Source organism: Rubrivivax sp. JA1055, from assembly GCF_020966565.1.
GTDB lineage: Bacteria > Pseudomonadota > Gammaproteobacteria > Burkholderiales > Burkholderiaceae_C > Rubrivivax > Rubrivivax benzoatilyticus.
This window is the reverse complement of sequence record NZ_JAJKFP010000006.1, coordinates 1,149,958-1,165,957: the sequence shown is the minus strand read 5'-3', so window position 1 is coordinate 1,165,957 and position 16,000 is coordinate 1,149,958. Positions and strand designations below refer to the sequence as shown.

The 16,000-nt window shown below is 70.9% G+C and carries 14 protein-coding genes; 9 read left to right on the top strand and 5 right to left on the bottom strand.

Features of this window, described 5'->3' with window-relative positions; all coding sequences use genetic code 11:
* Positions 1 to 48: 48 nt before the first annotated feature.
* Both LOC65_RS14730 and LOC65_RS14725 read right to left on the bottom strand, forming a co-directional pair.
* Positions 49 to 525: a peroxiredoxin gene (locus tag LOC65_RS14730; protein ID WP_009859110.1), complete on the bottom strand. Its 477-nt coding sequence runs from the start codon at positions 523 to 525 to the stop codon at positions 49 to 51.
* A 64-nt stretch (positions 526 to 589) separates the two neighbouring features.
* The gene (locus tag LOC65_RS14725; RefSeq protein WP_164962117.1) at positions 590 to 973 is read right to left on the bottom strand and encodes an Mth938-like domain-containing protein; all 384 of its coding nucleotides are present in this window, start codon (positions 971 to 973) and stop codon (positions 590 to 592) included.
* A gap of 40 nt (positions 974 to 1,013) precedes the next feature.
* Between LOC65_RS14725 and LOC65_RS14720 the strand changes: the two genes are divergently transcribed.
* From LOC65_RS14720 to clpB, 8 genes are all read left to right on the top strand, one after another.
* Positions 1,014 to 2,246: a pyridoxal phosphate-dependent aminotransferase gene (locus LOC65_RS14720; protein WP_009859112.1), complete on the top strand. Its 1,233-nt coding sequence runs from the start codon at positions 1,014 to 1,016 to the stop codon at positions 2,244 to 2,246.
* A 46-nt stretch (positions 2,247 to 2,292) separates the two neighbouring features.
* Positions 2,293 to 3,630, top strand: coding sequence for a homoserine dehydrogenase (locus tag LOC65_RS14715; protein WP_230248087.1), 1,338 nt, complete (start codon positions 2,293 to 2,295; stop codon positions 3,628 to 3,630).
* Complete coding sequence (gene thrC, locus LOC65_RS14710; protein WP_230248086.1) at positions 3,627 to 5,045, top strand: threonine synthase; 1,419 nt, start codon at positions 3,627 to 3,629, stop codon at positions 5,043 to 5,045. The genes LOC65_RS14715 and thrC overlap by 4 nt, the downstream gene beginning before the upstream one ends.
* Positions 5,042 to 6,289 (top strand): gephyrin-like molybdotransferase Glp, encoded by a 1,248-nt coding sequence (gene glp, locus LOC65_RS14705; RefSeq protein WP_230248085.1) that lies wholly within the window; start codon positions 5,042 to 5,044, stop codon positions 6,287 to 6,289. Before thrC ends, glp begins: the two co-directional genes overlap by 4 nt.
* The gene (locus LOC65_RS14700; RefSeq protein ID WP_009859116.1) at positions 6,286 to 6,537 is read left to right on the top strand and encodes a MoaD/ThiS family protein; all 252 of its coding nucleotides are present in this window, start codon (positions 6,286 to 6,288) and stop codon (positions 6,535 to 6,537) included. Before glp ends, LOC65_RS14700 begins: the two co-directional genes overlap by 4 nt.
* A gap of 2 nt (positions 6,538 to 6,539) precedes the next feature.
* Entirely contained in the window at positions 6,540 to 7,019 is a 480-nt protein-coding gene (locus LOC65_RS14695) for a molybdenum cofactor biosynthesis protein MoaE (protein WP_009859117.1), read from the top strand.
* A complete protein-coding gene (locus tag LOC65_RS14690) occupies positions 7,019 to 7,513 on the top strand; it encodes a flavin reductase family protein (protein ID WP_230248084.1) in 495 nt (164 codons plus the stop codon). Before LOC65_RS14695 ends, LOC65_RS14690 begins: the two co-directional genes overlap by 1 nt.
* A gap of 75 nt (positions 7,514 to 7,588) precedes the next feature.
* Positions 7,589 to 10,183 (top strand): ATP-dependent chaperone ClpB, encoded by a 2,595-nt coding sequence (clpB, locus tag LOC65_RS14685; protein ID WP_230248083.1) that lies wholly within the window; start codon positions 7,589 to 7,591, stop codon positions 10,181 to 10,183.
* Positions 10,184 to 10,229: 46 nt separating this feature from the next.
* Here the strand turns inward: clpB and LOC65_RS14680 are convergent, their stop codons facing one another.
* Both LOC65_RS14680 and LOC65_RS14675 read right to left on the bottom strand, forming a co-directional pair.
* Positions 10,230 to 10,958, bottom strand: a complete 729-nt coding sequence (locus LOC65_RS14680; RefSeq protein ID WP_155983593.1) for a hypothetical protein — start codon at positions 10,956 to 10,958, stop codon at positions 10,230 to 10,232.
* A 99-nt stretch (positions 10,959 to 11,057) separates the two neighbouring features.
* On the bottom strand, positions 11,058 to 12,335 hold the full coding sequence (locus tag LOC65_RS14675) for a hypothetical protein (RefSeq protein WP_230248078.1): 1,278 nt from the start codon (positions 12,333 to 12,335) through the stop codon (positions 11,058 to 11,060).
* Between the two features lie 210 nt (positions 12,336 to 12,545).
* On the opposite strand from LOC65_RS14675, the gene nadB reads away from it, so the two are divergent.
* On the top strand, positions 12,546 to 14,162 hold the full coding sequence (nadB, locus tag LOC65_RS14670; RefSeq protein ID WP_230248076.1) for an L-aspartate oxidase: 1,617 nt from the start codon (positions 12,546 to 12,548) through the stop codon (positions 14,160 to 14,162).
* On the opposite strand, the gene LOC65_RS14665 is transcribed toward nadB, so the two are convergent.
* The gene (locus tag LOC65_RS14665) at positions 14,163 to 15,968 is read right to left on the bottom strand and encodes a methyl-accepting chemotaxis protein (protein WP_230248070.1); all 1,806 of its coding nucleotides are present in this window, start codon (positions 15,966 to 15,968) and stop codon (positions 14,163 to 14,165) included.
* Between the last annotated feature and the right edge of the window lie 32 nt (positions 15,969 to 16,000).

The window sequence follows — 16,000 nt, the reverse complement described above, 5'->3', positions numbered from 1 at the left end:
GGGAGGAGGGCACCGCCGAGGCGGCGCCGGACACGCGGGCGTTCGATCTCAGGCAGCCTGCTTGAGGGCCTTGACGGCCTTGAGCACTTCATCGACGTGCCCGGCAACCTTGATGCCGCGCCACTCGGCGCGCATCACGCCGTCGGCGCCGATGAGGAAGGTGCTGCGTTCGATGCCCTTCACCTTCTTGCCGTACATGATCTTGTTCTTGACCACGCCGAACATGTGGCAGAGCTTCTCTTCGGTGTCCGCGATGAGTTCGAAGGGCAGCTCCAGCGCCTGCTTGAACTTCTCGTGCGACGCGAGGTTGTCGCGCGACACGCCGAAGACGACCGCGCCGGCCTTCAGGAATTCCTGATGGTGGTCGCGGAACTGCATCGCCTCGGTCGTGCAGCCGGGCGTTGCGTCCTTCGGGTAGAAGTACAGGACCACAGCGTGGCCGAGGTTCGCTGAAGGCGTGAACTTCACGCCGCTGGTCGCGAAGGCTTCGAATTCCGGAAGGGTCTTGTTGACAACGGGCGTCATGGATGGTTTTCTCGGAACGTAGGCAGCCGTCGCCGGCTCAACACGTGATTATAAAACGCCTGCATTACGACCCATCGCCCTCCAAAACGAGAGCCGCGACAACCTCGCGTTCCTCCGCGGCGAGAACGTTGTAGGTGCGGCACGCGGCGACGGTGTCCATGGTCTCGACGCCGATGCGGCGCTCGATCAGCGGGCGCAGCAGCGCCGGCGAGACGAATCGCAGCCTGCGGCCCGAGCCGAAGATCACCAGCTCGGGGCGCAGCTCGGCGAGGCGCTCGAAGTGCTCGGCGGTCAGCGCGTCCAGCGACGGCGCCTCCCAGGGCAGCACGGCCCCCTTCCAGGGCACGACGATGCTGTGGAGGAAGGCGCTCGGCCCCACCCACACCTGCCCGGCGTCGTGACGCGTGATCACGTTGGCGCCGCTGAACCTGTCCGGCTGGAATTTCATGCGTGGATAATTCTAGGTTCCCTCACGAAAGCCGCCTGCCTTGAAGCCCATCGCCAAGTCCAGCAAGCTCGCCAACGTCGGTTACGACATCCGCGGTCCGGTGCTCGACAAGGCCCGGCAGATGGAGGAGGAGGGCCAGCGCATCATCAAGCTGAACATCGGCAACGTCGCCGCCTTCGGCCTGATGCCCCCGGACGAGATCGTCCAGGACATGATCCACAACCTGCCGTCGCAGGTGGCCGCCGGCTACACCGACAGCAAGGGTCTGTTCGCGCCGCGCAAGGCGGTCGTGCACTACACCCAGGAGAAGCGCATCGCCGGCGTGACCGTCGACGACGTCTACCTGGGCAACGGCGCCTCCGAGCTGATCGCGATGAGCATGAACGCGCTGCTCGACGCCGGCGACGAGGTGCTGATCCCGGCGCCCGACTACCCGCTGCACACCGCGGTGGTGTCGCTGTCCGGCGGCACGCCGGTGCACTACCGCTGCGACGAAGGCTCGGGCTGGCTGCCCGACCTCGACGACATCCGCGCCAAGGTGAGCCCCAACACCAAGGCCATCGTCGTCATCAACCCGAACAACCCGACCGGCGCGCTGTACCCGGTGGACCTGCTGAAGGACATCGTCGAGATCGCGCGCCGGCACCAGCTGATCGTCTTCGCGGACGAGATCTACGACAAGACGCTGTACGACGGCGCCGAGCACACCAGCATCGCCTCGCTGGCCGACGACGTGCTCTTCGTCACCTTCAACGGCCTGTCCAAGAACTACCGCTCCTGCGGCTACCGCTCGGGCTGGATGGTGGTCTCCGGCGAGAAGCGCTACGCCCGGGACTACATCGAGGGCCTGAACATGCTGGCCTCGATGCGGCTGTGCGCCAACACGCCCGGCCAGATGGCGATCCAGACCGCGCTCGGCGGCTACCAGAGCATCAAGGACCTCGTCGCCCCGGGCGGCCGGCTGCTGAAGCAGCGCGACCTGGCCTGGGAGATGATGAACGCGATCCCCGGCGTCAGCGTCGTCAAGCCGAAGGCGGCGCTGTACATGTTCCCGCGCCTGGACCCGAAGGTCTACCCGATCGCCGACGACCAGCAGTTCGCCTACGAGCTGCTGGAGCAGGAGCGTGTGCTGATCGTGCAGGGCACCGGCTTCAACTGGCCCGAGCCCGACCACTTCCGCCTCGTCTTCCTGCCCAACCTGGACGACCTGACCGAGGCCATCGGGCGCATCGAGCGCTTCCTCGCCGGCTACCGCAAACGCCACTCCCTTTAAGCCACCCGGGCCGCCGCGTCGGCCCCCGTTCCCGGAGAGACCCCGCATGAAACCCATCCAGGTCGGCCTGCTCGGCATCGGCACCGTCGGCAGCGGCACCTTCACGGTGCTCAACCGCAACCAGGAGGAGATCCGGCGCCGCGCCGGGCGCGGCATCGAGATTTCGATGGTCGCCGACCTCGACGTCGAACGCGCCCGCGGCATCGTCGGCGACCGCGCCCGCGTCGTCGCCGACGCGCGCGAGGTCATCGCCAACCCCGAGATCGACATCGTCGTCGAGCTGATCGGCGGCTACGGCATCGCCAAGACGCTGGTGCTGGAGGCGATTGCCGCCGGCAAGCACGTCGTCACCGCCAACAAGGCGCTGCTGGCGGTGCACGGCACCGAGATCTTCGAGGCCGCACGCGCCCAGGGCGTGATGGTCGCCTTCGAGGCCGCGGTGGCCGGCGGCATCCCGATCATCAAGGCGCTGCGCGAGGGCCTGACGGCCAACCGCATCGAGTGGGTGGCCGGCATCATCAACGGCACGACCAACATCATCCTCTCGGAGATGCGCTCCAAGGGGCTGGACTTCGCCGCAGTGCTGAAGCAGGCGCAGGCGCTGGGCTACGCCGAGGCCGACCCGACCTTCGACATCGAAGGTGTCGACGCCGCGCACAAGGCGACGATCATGAGCGCCATCGCCTTCGGCGTGCCGGTGCAGTTCGACAAGGCCTATGTCGAGGGCATCACCGCGCTGCAGGCGGCCGACATCCGCTACGCCGAGCAGCTCGGCTACCGCATCAAGCTGCTGGGCATCACCAAGCGCCGCGACGACCTGGCGACCGCGCCGGGCGGCGCGGGCGGCATCGAGCTGCGTGTGCACCCGACGCTGGTGCCGTCGCAGCGCCTGATCGCCAACGTCGAGGGCGCGATGAACGCCGTCGTCGTGCAGGGCGACGCCGTCGGCAGCACGCTGTACTACGGCAAGGGCGCCGGTGCCGAGCCGACGGCCAGCGCCGTCATCGCCGACCTGGTGGACATCACCCGGCTGCACACCGCCGACCCCGACCACCGCGTGCCGCACCTGGCCTTCCAGCCGGGCTCGCTGCAGGACACGCCGATCCTGGCCATCGACGAGGTCGTCACCTCGTTCTACCTGCGTCTGCAGGTCGCCGACCAGGCCGGCGTGCTGGCCCGGATCACCGGCATCCTCGCCGAGCACGACATCTCGATCGACGCCGTGCTGCAGCGCGAGAGTGCCGAAGGCGAGAAGCAGACCGACCTGATCATCCTGACGCACGACACCGTCGAGGGCCGCATGCGCGCCGCGCTGGCGCAGATGCAGGCGCTGCCCACCGTGCTCGCCCCCATCGTGCGCATCCGCAAGGAGGAGCTGAAGTGAAGTACCTCAGCACCCGCGGCGACCTCACGCCGCGCGGCTTCTCCGACATCCTGCTCGAAGGCCTGGCGCCCGACGGCGGCCTGTACCTGCCGACGCACTATCCGCAGGTTGATCCGGCCACGCTGCAGCGCTGGCGCGGCCTGTCCTACGCCGACCTCGCGTTCGAGATCCTGTCGCTCTACATAGCCGACATCCCGGCCGCCGACCTGAAGCGGCTGGTGCACGCCGCCTACACCGAGCAGGTCTTCGGCACGCCCGAGATCACGCCGCTGAAGCCGCTGGGCGACGGTCTCTGCCTGCAAGCCCTGTCCAACGGCCCGACGCTGGCCTTCAAGGACATGGCGATGCAGCTGCTGGGCCACCTGTTCGAGTACGAACTGGGCCGCCGCGGCGAGACGCTGAACATCCTCGGCGCCACCTCCGGCGACACCGGCAGCGCCGCCGAGTACGCGATGCGCGGCAAGAAGGGCGTCAACGTCTTCATGCTGAGCCCGCACGGCCGCATGAGCCCGTTCCAGCAGGCGCAGATGTTCAGCCTGCAGGACGCCAACATCCACAACCTGGCCGTCGAAGGCGTGTTCGACGACTGCCAGGACATCGTCAAGGCCGTCAGCAACGACCTCGAGTTCAAGCGCCGCCACAAGATCGGCACCGTCAACTCGATCAACTGGGCGCGGCTGCTGGCCCAGGTCGTCTACTACTTCGCCGGTTATTTCCAGGCGACGAAGAGCAACGACGAGCGCGTCAGCTTCGCCGTGCCCTCGGGCAACTTCGGCAACATCTGCGCCGGCCACGTCGCGCGCATGATGGGCCTGCCGATCCACCGCCTGGTGCTGGCGACCAACGAGAACGACGTGCTCGACGAGTTCTTCCGCACGGGGACCTACCGCGTGCGCGGCAGCGCCGAGACCTTCGAGACCTCGTCGCCGTCGATGGACATCAGCAAGGCGAGCAACTTCGAGCGGTTCGTCTTCGACCTGCTGGGCCGCGACGCGGCGCGCACGCGCGAGCTGTTCGGCGCCGGCGTCTCGCAGCAGGGCGGCTTCACGCTCGCCGCCGACGAGCACGCACGCTGCGCCGGCTTCGGCTTCGTCTCGGGCCGCAGCACGCACGCCGACCGCCTGGCGACGATCGCCGCCACCTGGCGCGAGACCGGCGTGCTCGTCGACACCCACACCGCTGACGGCCTGAAGGTCGCGCGCGAGCACCGTGACGCCGGCGTGCCGATGATCGTGCTTGAGACCGCGCTGCCGGCCAAGTTCGCCGCGACGATCACCGAGGCGCTGGGCGCCGACGCGCCGGTGCCGCCGCGCCCGGCGGCGCTGGCCGGGCTGGAGGCGCTGCCGCGCCGCTTCACCGTCGTGCCGCCCGACGCGGCGACGGTCAAGGCCTTCATCGAGGCCCACGCCGGATGAACGCGCCGCAGCCGCTGATCTCGCTGGACGAGGCGCTGGCGCGGCTGGTCGCCGGTGTCGCGCCGCACCGCATCGTCGAGACCGAGTCGGTGCCGACTGCCGACGCGCTCGGGCGCGTGCTGGCGGTCAACGTGCTGTCGATGCTCGACGTGCCGCCCGGCGACAACAGCTCGATGGACGGCTGGGCCGTCAACACCGCCGACGTGCCGGCCGCCGGCACGGTGCTGCCGGTGTCGCAGCGCATCCCGGCCGGTGTCGTCGGCCAGCCGCTGCGCCGCGGCACCGCGGCACGCATCTTCACCGGCGCGCAGATCCCCGCCGGCGCCGATGCCGTCGTCATGCAGGAGCGCTGCGAAGCGATCCCCGGCGACGGCCTGGGCGCGGTGCGCATCGGCGAGCTGCCGGCCTTCGGTCAGTGGATCCGCCGCCGCGGCGAGGACGTGCTGCACGGCGCGATCGTGCTGCACAAGGGCCGCCGGCTGACGCCGCAGGGCCTGGGCCTGGCGGCCTCGGTCGGTGCGGCGACGCTGGCCGTCTGCCGCCGCCCGCGTGTGGCGCTGTTCTCCACCGGCGACGAGCTGGTGATGCCCGGCGAGCCGCTCAAACCCGGCGCGATCTACAACTCCAACCGCTACACGCTGCGCGGCCTGCTGCAGGCCGGCGGCTGCGAGGTCACCGACCTGGGCATCGTGCCCGACCGCCTGGACGCCACCTGCACGGCGCTGGAGCGTGCGGCGCGTTTCCACGACCTGATCCTCACCAGCGGCGGTGTCTCGGTCGGCGAGGAAGACCACCTGAAGGCGGCGATCCAGGCCCAGGGCACGCTGGGGCACTTCCAGATGGCGATCAAGCCGGGCCGGCCGCTGGCCTTCGGCACGGTGCGCCGCGACGACGGCACGTCGGCGCTGGTCGTCGGGCTGCCGGGCAACCCGGTGTCGAGCTTCGTCACCTACCTGCTCTGCGTGACGACGGTGCTGCGTGCGATGCAGGGCGCGCCGGCGACACTGCCGGCCGGGCTGCCGCTGCGTGCCGACTTCGACTGGCCGCGCCCCGACCGACGGCGGGAGTTCGTGCGCGTGCGCCTGAACGACCAGGGCGGGCTCGACCTGTTCCCCAACCAGGGTTCGGGCGTGCTGACCTCGGCCGCGTGGGCAGACGGCCTCGTGGATATCCCGGCGGGCCAGCGCATCGTTTCCGGCGAAACGGTACGCTATCTACCGTTATCCGAACTGATCGCCCGATGAAGATCCAAGTGCGCTACTTCGCCTCGCTGCGCGAGGCGCTCGGCCCCGGCGAGACCGTGGAGCTGCCCGAGGTCGCCACGCTCGGCGGGCTGCGTGACGGCTTGGCCGCACGCGGCGGCCCCTACGCCGACGTGCTGGCGCGCGGGCGGGCGGTGCGTTGCGCACTCAACCAGGTGATGAGCGACGAGGCGGCGGTCGTGCGCGACGGCGCCGAAGTGGCGTTCTTCCCGCCGGTCACCGGCGGCTGAACGTGGCGCGCGTCGCGATCCAAGGCGAAGACTTCGACGTCGGCGCGCTGTTCCAGGCACTTCACGCGGCCGACGCCGGCACCGGCGCGGTCGTCGGTTTCGTCGGCACCGTGCGCGGCCGTGACGGCGTTCACGACGTGCAGGCGCTGGAACTGGAACACTACCCGGGCATGACCGAGCAGGCCATCGAGGCCATGATCGACGCCGCCGTCGGCCGTTTCGGCCTGCGGGCGGCGCGGGTCGTGCACCGTGTCGGCCGCCTGGCGGCCGGCGAGAACATCGTCTTCGTCGGCGTCGCCGCCCCGCACCGGCGCGCCGCCTTCGAGGGCTGCGAATTCCTGATGGACTATCTGAAGACCCAGGCGCCGTTCTGGAAGAAGGAAACGACGCCCGAGGGCTCGCGCTGGGTCGACGCGCGCGCGGCCGACGACGCGGCGCTGGCCCGCTGGGGCCTGGACTCGGACAACGCCGCGAACGCCTGATGCACCCTCTGGACCCCTCCGACCCCAAGCAGCTGCGCCGCGCGCTGGGCCATTTCGCCACCGGCGTCACGCTGGTCACCTGCACCGATGCCGACGGCCAGCGTGTCGGCCTGACCGTCAGCTCGTTCCAGGCCGTGTCGCTGGACCCGCCGCTGGTGCTGTGGTCGCTGCGCGAGGCCAGCCCCAGCCTGCCGGCCTTCCGCCAGGCGAGCCACTTCGCCGTCAACGTGCTGTCCGAGGCCCAGCTCGGGCTGTCGCGGCGCTTCGCCTCGCCGGTGCCCGACAAGTTCGGCGAAGGCGACTGGCACGCCGGCGAGGGCGGCGCGCCGGTGCTCGCCGGCTGCGTCGCGGTCTTCGAATGCGAGACGGTCTCGGCCCAGGCGGCCGGCGACCACGTGCTCTTCATCGGCCGCGTCTGCCGGCTGGCGGACGCCCCGATGGCGCCGCTGCTCTACCAGGGCGGACACTACCGCCGGCTCGGCGACTCCCTCTGACGCGTGCGTCGGCACGCGGCGGCGGGCTTGAAAAGCCGCCGTCCAGCCCGAACTGCGGGGCAACGGAGGATTCCCATGCGTGCTGACAAACTGACGACGGCGTTCCAGCAGGCGCTCGGTGACGCGCAAAGCCTGGCCGTCGCGCGCGACAACCCCTACATCGAGCCCTCGCACCTGCTCGCGGCGATGCTGCAGCAGCCCGACGGGCCGCGGGCGCTGCTCGAGCGCGCCGGCGCCAACACCGCCGCGCTGACGACGGCGATGGAAACCGCGATCCGCAACCTGCCCCAGGTGCAGGGCGGCGGCCAGCCGGTGCAGCCTGGCCGCGACCTGATGGCGCTGCTGCAGGCCGCCGACAAGGAAGCCACCAAGCGCGGCGACCAGTTCATCGCCAGCGAGATGTTCCTGCTGGCGCTGGCCGAGGCCAAGACCGACCTCGGCGGCATCGTCCGTGGCCACGGCCTGACGCGCAAGTCGCTGGAAGCGGCCATCGAGGCCGTGCGCGGCGGCCAGAAGGTCGACTCGCCCGAGGCCGAAGGCCAGCGCGAGGCGCTGAAGAAGTACACGCTGGACCTGACCGAACGCGCCCGCCAGGGCAAGCTCGACCCGGTCATCGGCCGCGACGACGAGATCCGCCGCGCGATCCAGGTGCTGCAGCGGCGCAGCAAGAACAACCCGGTGCTGATCGGCGAGCCGGGCGTCGGCAAGACGGCCATCGTCGAGGGCCTGGCGCAGCGCATCGTCAACGGCGAGGTGCCCGAGTCGCTGAAGGACAAGCGCGTGCTGTCGCTGGACATGGCCGGCCTGCTGGCCGGCGCCAAGTACCGCGGCGAGTTCGAGGAGCGGCTGAAGGCGGTGTTGAAGGAGGTCTCGGCCGACGAGGGCCGCATCATCCTGTTCATCGACGAGCTGCACACGATGGTCGGCGCCGGCAAGGCCGAAGGCGCGATCGACGCCGGCAACATGTTGAAGCCCGCGCTGGCGCGCGGCGAGCTGCACTGCATCGGCGCGACCACGCTCGACGAATACCGCAAGTACGTCGAGAAGGACGCCGCGCTCGAACGCCGCTTCCAGAAGGTGCTGGTCGACGAACCCAGCGTCGAGGCCACCGTCGCCATCCTGCGCGGTCTGCAGGAGAAGTACGAGGTCCACCACGGCGTCGAGATCACCGACCCGGCGATCGTCGCCGCGGCCGAGCTGAGCCACCGCTACATCACCGACCGTTTCCTGCCCGACAAGGCGATCGACCTGATCGACGAGGCTGCGGCCAAGATCAAGATCGAGATCGACTCCAAGCCCGAGGCGATGGACCGGCTGGACCGGCGCATGATCCAGCTGAAGATCGAGCGCGAAGCGGTGAAGAAGGAGCAGGACGAAGCCTCGCAGCGCCGCCTCGGCCTGATCGAGGAAGAGCTGCTGAAGCTGCAACGTGAATACAACGACCTCGAGGAGATCTGGACCGCCGAGAAGGCCCAGGCCCAGGGCAGCGCCCAGGTCAAGGAAGAGATCGATCGCATCAAGTTCCAGATCGAGGAACTCAAGCGCAAGGGCGATTTCAACCGCGTCGCCGAGCTGCAGTACGGCAAGCTGCCGGAGCTCGAGAAGCGCCTGAAGGAGGCCCAGGCCAAGGAGGCCGGCAAGGCCCAGGGCGGCCAGGGTCCGCAACTGCTGCGCACGATGGTCGGTGCCGAGGAGATCGCCGAGGTCGTCTCGCGCGCCACCGGCATCCCGGTCAGCAAGCTGATGCAGGGCGAACGCGACAAGCTGCTGCAGATGGAAAGCCGTCTGCACGAGCGCGTCGTCGGCCAGGACGAGGCCATCGTCGCGGTGGCCGATGCGATCCGCCGCAGCCGCGCCGGCCTGTCCGACCCGAACCGGCCGCTGGGCAGCTTCCTGTTCCTCGGCCCCACCGGCGTCGGCAAGACCGAGCTGTGCAAGGCGCTGGCCTCGTTCCTGTTCGACAGCGAGGACCACATGATCCGTGTCGACATGAGCGAGTACATGGAGAAGCACTCGGTGTCGCGGCTGATCGGCGCGCCGCCGGGCTACGTCGGCTACGACGAAGGCGGCGCGCTGACCGAGGCCGTGCGGCGCAAGCCCTACAGCGTGCTGCTGCTCGACGAGGTCGAGAAGGCGCACCCGGACGTCTTCAACGTGCTGCTGCAGGTGCTCGACGATGGCCGGCTCACCGACGGCCAGGGCCGCACGGTGGACTTCAAGAACACCGTCATCGTGATGACCAGCAACCTGGGCTCGCACCTGATCATGCAGATGGCCGGGCAGCCGACCGAGCTCGTGCGCGAGGCGGTCTGGGGCGAGGTGAAGAGCCACTTCCGGCCCGAGTTCCTGAACCGCATCGACGAGGCGGTGGTCTTCCATGCGCTCGACGAGAAGAACATCGAGGCCATCGCGAAGATCCAGCTGAAGCTGCTCGAGACGCGGCTGGAGAAGCTGGAGATGAAGCTCGAGGTCTCGCCGGCGGCGCTGGCCGAGCTGGCCAAGGTCGGCTTCGACCCGGTGTTCGGCGCCCGGCCGCTCAAGCGTGCGATCCAGCAGCGCATCGAGAACCCGGTCAGCAAGCTGATCCTGCAGGGCCGCTTCGGGCCCAAGGACGTGATCCCGGTGGACGTGCTCGACGGCCAGTTCAGCTTCGAGCGCACGGTTCACTGACGCGGGACGAGCAAGGCCGGAAGGCCTTGCGCGCCAGCGTCAGGCTTCAGGGGCGCCGCCCGTTCACCTCGATCGCGGTGGCTTCCGCTGTCCAGTCGGCATCGCCGGGTGAGGTCTGAACCTCCTTGATGAGCACGCCGGTGCCGACCAGCAGCCAATGCGTGTTGGAGTAGTCGGGCGTCGTGCTGTCGAGCTGCAGGCGGCACGCCTGGTAGGTTCCCGCGGGGACGGTGATCTGCTCGATGCCTTTGAAGGTCACACGCAGGTTCGGCGTGTGGCTGTAGTGCAGCGCGACCGATTGCCCGGGCTCCAATGCGTAGGTCGTGTCCACCACCGGCGGTTCCTCGGGCAGCGTCGTGAACACGGTGTCTGCGTCGGTACCGTAGGTCAGGCCGTAGTCCGTGCGTTCGGCCGTGCCCGTGCGCCGGCCGTAGTACCGGTAGACGCCGGTGACCGCTTCGGGCGTCCCGAAGAAGGTCGTCACCGTCGTTTCGTAGGCCTGATGGCCGTTGAAGTCGACCGGGCCTGCGACGCTGCCGACGTCGACGTAGTCCAGTGTCTCGCTGTCGCCCTCGGAGAACGATCGGAAGGCCACGCGGAAGCTGGATCCCGGGCTGTCGCCAAGCTGAGCGTCGTAGCAGACGGCGGCGGTCGATGCCGAGCCGGGTTCAGAGGGCGTTTCAGGATTTGCCGGATCGCCAACGCCCCCGCCGCCGCAGGCGGCCAAGGACGCAGCGGCGGCAAGGGCTGCGAGACGACGGGCGGTCATGGACATCACGCGAACCTCCTGGCTGCGGATGCCCGGCGGGCATCCCCGAAGCCAAGGTAGGCGCGAGCCGCTTACCCCCGAGTTACCGTGCCGCGGGCCGATGCCTCAGACCGCCCCGCTGGGCGGCGGCGTCAGGCGTTCGAGCTGCATGCGCGCCAGCGTCAGCGCGTTGGCGCTGCCGTGCAGCACCAGGTGCAGCACGATGCCCGGGTGGCCGCGCACCGGCTGCAGCACCAGATGCTGCTGGTCGAAGCTGATCGCCGCCTGCGGCGCGGCGCCGGCCAGCCCCAGCGAGCGTGCGGCGCCGGCCATCGCGTCGATCAGCAGCGCGCCCTGGGCGGCCAGCGGCTCCGAGGCCGGCGTGCTGCCGGCATGCGCGAGCGCACGCTGCGACACGAGGTCGAAGACGCAGCCGCTGACCGCGCTCTTGACTGCCAGGCAGCGCTGCAGGTAGTCGGCCCAGAGGGCCGCCACCGGCGCGGCCACCGGCCGCGCGGGCGCTGCCGGCGCGCCCGCGCGGCTGCCGGACAGCGCCGGCCCGGCCGGCATCAGGTCCATCGCCATCGTCGGCGCCTCGGGCAGCGGCACCGGCGGCGGCGGCAGCGCCTGCTCGATGTCGGTGTTCAGCGCGGTCTGGGCGGCACCGTGGCCGCTCATGCGGTTCCAGGCGCCGCTGATGAAGGACCAGGCGTCGTTCGGGCGTGCCGCCAGCGGCGTCACGCGCACGGAGATGCCGCTGCTGCCGCCCAGGCGTGCCGCCTGCGCCGCCAGCGTGCCGGCGGCGGCCAGCGGCAGCAGCAGCAGGTCGCGGTTGGGCCAGGGGGCGCGCGCGATCGCGTCCTGCAGCGGCTGCAGCGTCGACTGCAGCGCATGCGCCGGCAGCTCGCCGACCATCAGCACGCCCAGCCGGCTGCGGCCCAGCAGCACCAGGGCCAGCGCCTGGCGCGTCTGCGTGTCGGCGTTGAGGTCGGTCGAGTAGATGCGCACGTGGTTGCCGTCGGCCAGCGGCACCTCGACGAACTGCACGACGGCCAGCGCGACGCCGTGGCCCTGGCGGCGGATCGTCAGCCGCTGCACGCGTGCGCCGGCGGCACCGGCCAGCGCGCCCAGCAGGTGCAGCGAGGCCTTGGTACCGACGTCGTGCAGCGTGATGAACTGCGGCGCCTGGCGCTCGAACTGCTGTTGCAGCGCGGTCGCGGGATCGGTGCTGACGAACAGCTCGACCTGGTCGTCGGCGATGCGCCGGCCGATGTCGCGCAGCCCTTGGCCGAGGTAGTCCTCGCGGTCGCGCACGATCTGCGTCGCCGGCGACAGCAGTTCGGGGTCGCGGCTGGAGCGGTAGGCGGGCGGCGGCCAGGGGAGCTTGTCGTGGGATCGGGTCATGGCACGTGGCTGGGGCCGCCCGGCGGACGGCTCGCGTCATCATAGGTAATGCGCCCGCGCGGGCCGATCAAGGATTGCCGCTCTAGGGGGGCTCCCGCGGTTGCAGCTCACGTCGGCTGTTCCGCCCGCCGCCGGCCGGCCGGCCGAGTGCGCGTTCGTAGAATGCCTCTCTCCTCACGGGAACCAGCGGCCGTCGTGTGCCGCGCCACCATGTCCACGGATTCCACTTCTCCGGGCACCGCGCCCGTCGTCGTCGTCGGCGCCGGCCTCGCCGGCCTGGTCGTCGCGCTGAACATCGCCGACACACGGCCGGTCATCGTGCTCGCCAAGCGCGCCCTGGGCGAAGGTGCCACCGCCTGGGCGCAGGGCGGCATCGTCGGCGTGCTCGGCCAGGACGACAGCATCGAGTCGCACGTGCGCGACACGCAGGAGGCCGGCGCCGGTCTCGTCGACGAGAACACCGCGCGTTTCATCGCCGAGCGCAGCTCCGCGGCGATCGCCTGGCTGGTCGACGCCGGCGTGCCTTTCTCGGTCGACCCCGAAGGCCCGCTGGGCTTGCACCTGACACGCGAAGGCGGCCACGCGGTGCGGCGCATCGCCCACGCCGCCGACGCCACCGGCCGCGCGATCCACGACGCGCTGCTGGCGCGCGCCGCCGCGCACCCCAACATCAGCCTGCGCGAGCGCTGGATGGCGGTGGACCTGATCACCTCGCGCCACCTCAAGCGCGACGAGACGCCGCGCTGCTACGGCGTCTACGCGCTCGACATGGACAAGCGCCGCGTCGAGACGCTGGCCGCGTCGGCCGTGGTGCTGGCCACCGGCGGCCTGGGCAAGGTCTACCGCTACACGAGCAACCCCGACACCGCCACCGGCGACGGCGTCGCGATGGCCTGGCGCGCCGGCTGCCGCGTCGCGAACATGGAGTTCGTGCAGTTCCACCCGACCTGCCTGTACCACCCGCAGGAGCGCAGCTTCCTCATCACCGAGGCGCTGCGTGGCGAAGGCGGCCTGCTGCGCCTGCCCGACGGCACGCGCTTCATGCCGGCGCACGACGAGCGTGCCGAACTCGCGCCGCGCGACATCGTCGCCCGCGCGATCGACTTCGAGATGAAGAAACACGGCCTGGACCACGTGTGGCTGGATGCCACGCACCTGGGCGAGGACTTCCTGAAGTCGCACTTCCCGACGATCCACGCGCGCTGCCTGGAGCTCGGCATCGACATCGCGCGCCAGCCGATCCCGGTCGTGCCGGCGGCGCACTACAGCTGCGGTGGCGTCGTCACCGACCTCGACGGCCGCAGCGACCTGCCGGGCCTGTACGCGATCGGCGAGACCGCCTACACCGGCCTGCACGGCGCCAACCGACTGGCGAGCAACTCGCTGCTGGAGTGCGCCGTGCTCGGCCGCACCTGCGCCGAGCGCATCCTGGCCACCGACGGCCACCTGCCGGCCTTGCCGCCGCCCTGGGACGAGAGCCAGGTCGAGGACGCCGACGAGGAAGTCGTCATCGCCCACAACTGGGACGAGCTGCGCCTCTTGATGTGGAACTACGTCGGCATCGTGCGCACGACGCGCCGGCTGGAGCGTGCGCTGCACCGCATCAAGCTGCTGCGCGACGAGATCGACGACTACTACGCCAACTTCCGCGTCACGCGCGACCTGCTGGAGCTGCGCAACCTCGTCGGCTGCGCCGAGCTGATCGTGCGCTCGGCGCTGCGCCGCCACGAGAGCCGCGGCCTGCACTTCAGCCGCGACTTCCCGGACACGCTGCCGGTCAGCTTCCCGACCGTGCTGATCCGCCCGGCCAAGAGCCCGAAACGCTGATCAGCCGAGGCGGAAGCCCCGCACGACGCCGGCCAGGCGCTCGGCCTGCTCGTGCAGCGACTGCGCGGCGGCCGCCGACTGCTCGACCAGCGCCGCGTTCTGCTGCGTCGCGCGGTCGAGCTCGCCGACCGCGGCATCGGCCTGCACGATCTCCTCGTGCTGCGCCGCCGCGGCGGCGGTGATCTCGGCGATCGTGTCGTTGACACGCTGAACGCCGGCGACCAGCTCCTCCATCGTGCGGCCGGCTTCGGCCACCAGCGCGGCGCCGTTCTCGACCCTGTCGACCGAGGCGCCGATCAGGCCCTTGATCTCGCGTGCCGCGGCCGCCGAGCGCTGCGCGAGCGCGCGCACCTCGCCGGCCACCACCGCGAAGCCGCGGCCGTCCTCGCCGGCGCGCGCCGCCTCGACCGCGGCGTTGAGCGCCAGGATGTTGGTCTGGAAGGCGATGCCGTCGATGACGCCGGTGATGTCGGCGATGCGGTGCGAGGCCTGGTTGATCTCGTCCATCGTCGTCACGACCCGCTGCACGACCTCGCCGCCGCGCGCCGCGACCTCGGCGGCGCGGGTCGCCAGATCGTGCGCGACACGCGCCGAGTCAGCGCTCTCGCGGCCGGTGCCGTTGATCTGCTGCATCGCGCTGGCGGCGCGCTGCAGGCTGGCGGCGGTCTGCTCGGTGCGTGCCGACAGATCGGTGTTGCCGCCGGCGATCTCGCCCGCGGCGACGTGCACCGAGTCGCTGGCTTCGCGGATCTGGCGCACCGCCTGCTCGATCTTGGCGACGAAGGCGTTGAAGTGGCGCGCGATGCTGGCGAGCTCGTCGCCGCCCTCGCTGGGCAGGCGCCGGCTCAGGTCGCCGTCGCCCGAGGCGGCTTCGGCCATCGCGTGTTCCAGCGCCTGCAGGCGGCGCAGCTGGCGGCCCAGTGTCCAGGCGAGCAGCAGCACCGCGACGACCGTCACCACCAGGCTGGCGGCCACCGAACGCCAGACCATCGCCATGACGCCGGCCAGCGCCTCGTCGCGGTCCAGCGCCAGCACCAGCAGCCAGTCGGTGCCGGCCACCGGTTCGGCGCGCACCAGGCGCGGCTGGCCCGCGATGGCCAGCTCCGCCAGCCCGTCGCGGCCGGCCAGCGCCGCCAGCGCCTGCGGCACCAGCCCGGGCGAGAGTTCGGCCGCCGGCTTGAGCAGGCGTGCCGCGTCCTCGTGCACCACCACCTGGCCGGCGCGCGAGACGAGGAAGGCGCTCGTGCCCGGCGTCGGCCGGATCGAGCCGACGACCTTGACGACGCCGTCCATGAACACGTCGCCGGCGACGACGGCCTGGCCGTCGTCCACCGCCTGGGCGAAGGTGACGACGAGTTTTTTCGTCGCCGCGTCGAGGTAGGGCGCGGTCAGCACCGGCTGGCCGGCGGCGGCCGCGGCCAGTTGGTACCAGGGGCGCGCCGTCGGGTCGTAGCCGGGCGGCAGATCCTGCGGCTTGGAGAACTCGATGCGCCGGTCGGCGTGGGCGACGTAGGTGGTGTCGAAGCCGCCGGCGGCCTCGGCCTGCTGCAGCGCGGGCACCGGGTCGGCCGCCGCGGCGCTGCCGGCCATCGATCGCACGACTCGCTGATGCTGCTCGACCCAGCCGCCGAGGTCGGCGGCGTGCGCGCGCGCCAGCGCGGTGCTCTGCGTGTCGAGCTGCAGCAGCGCCTCGGTGCGGGCGCCGATCGCGTTGACGATGGTGAGGCCGGTGAGGCCGGCGAGGACGAGGCCTGCGGTCGTGGCGACCAGGCGCACGCGCAGCGAGGCTGAACGAAGGTACTTCATCGGTCTTCAGGACAAGGTTGCGGGGAGTCCGT

What these genes read in the sequence shown, in the direction of transcription:
- LOC65_RS14730 (WP_009859110.1), bottom strand. Translation starts at nt 525, where the DNA reads ATGACGCCCGTTGTCAACAAGACCCTTCCGGAATTCGAAGCCTTCGCG.
- LOC65_RS14725 (WP_164962117.1), bottom strand. Translation starts at nt 973, where the DNA reads ATGAAATTCCAGCCGGACAGGTTCAGCGGCGCCAACGTGATCACGCGT.
- LOC65_RS14715 (WP_230248087.1), top strand. Translation starts at nt 2,293, where the DNA reads ATGAAACCCATCCAGGTCGGCCTGCTCGGCATCGGCACCGTCGGCAGC.
- glp (WP_230248085.1), top strand. Translation starts at nt 5,042, where the DNA reads ATGAACGCGCCGCAGCCGCTGATCTCGCTGGACGAGGCGCTGGCGCGG.
- LOC65_RS14700 (WP_009859116.1), top strand. Translation starts at nt 6,286, where the DNA reads ATGAAGATCCAAGTGCGCTACTTCGCCTCGCTGCGCGAGGCGCTCGGC.
- LOC65_RS14690 (WP_230248084.1), top strand. Translation starts at nt 7,019, where the DNA reads ATGCACCCTCTGGACCCCTCCGACCCCAAGCAGCTGCGCCGCGCGCTG.
- clpB (WP_230248083.1), top strand. Translation starts at nt 7,589, where the DNA reads ATGCGTGCTGACAAACTGACGACGGCGTTCCAGCAGGCGCTCGGTGAC.
- LOC65_RS14680 (WP_155983593.1), bottom strand. Translation starts at nt 10,958, where the DNA reads ATGTCCATGACCGCCCGTCGTCTCGCAGCCCTTGCCGCCGCTGCGTCC.
- LOC65_RS14675 (WP_230248078.1), bottom strand. Translation starts at nt 12,335, where the DNA reads ATGACCCGATCCCACGACAAGCTCCCCTGGCCGCCGCCCGCCTACCGC.
- nadB (WP_230248076.1), top strand. Translation starts at nt 12,546, where the DNA reads ATGTCCACGGATTCCACTTCTCCGGGCACCGCGCCCGTCGTCGTCGTC.
- LOC65_RS14665 (WP_230248070.1), bottom strand. Translation starts at nt 15,968, where the DNA reads ATGAAGTACCTTCGTTCAGCCTCGCTGCGCGTGCGCCTGGTCGCCACG.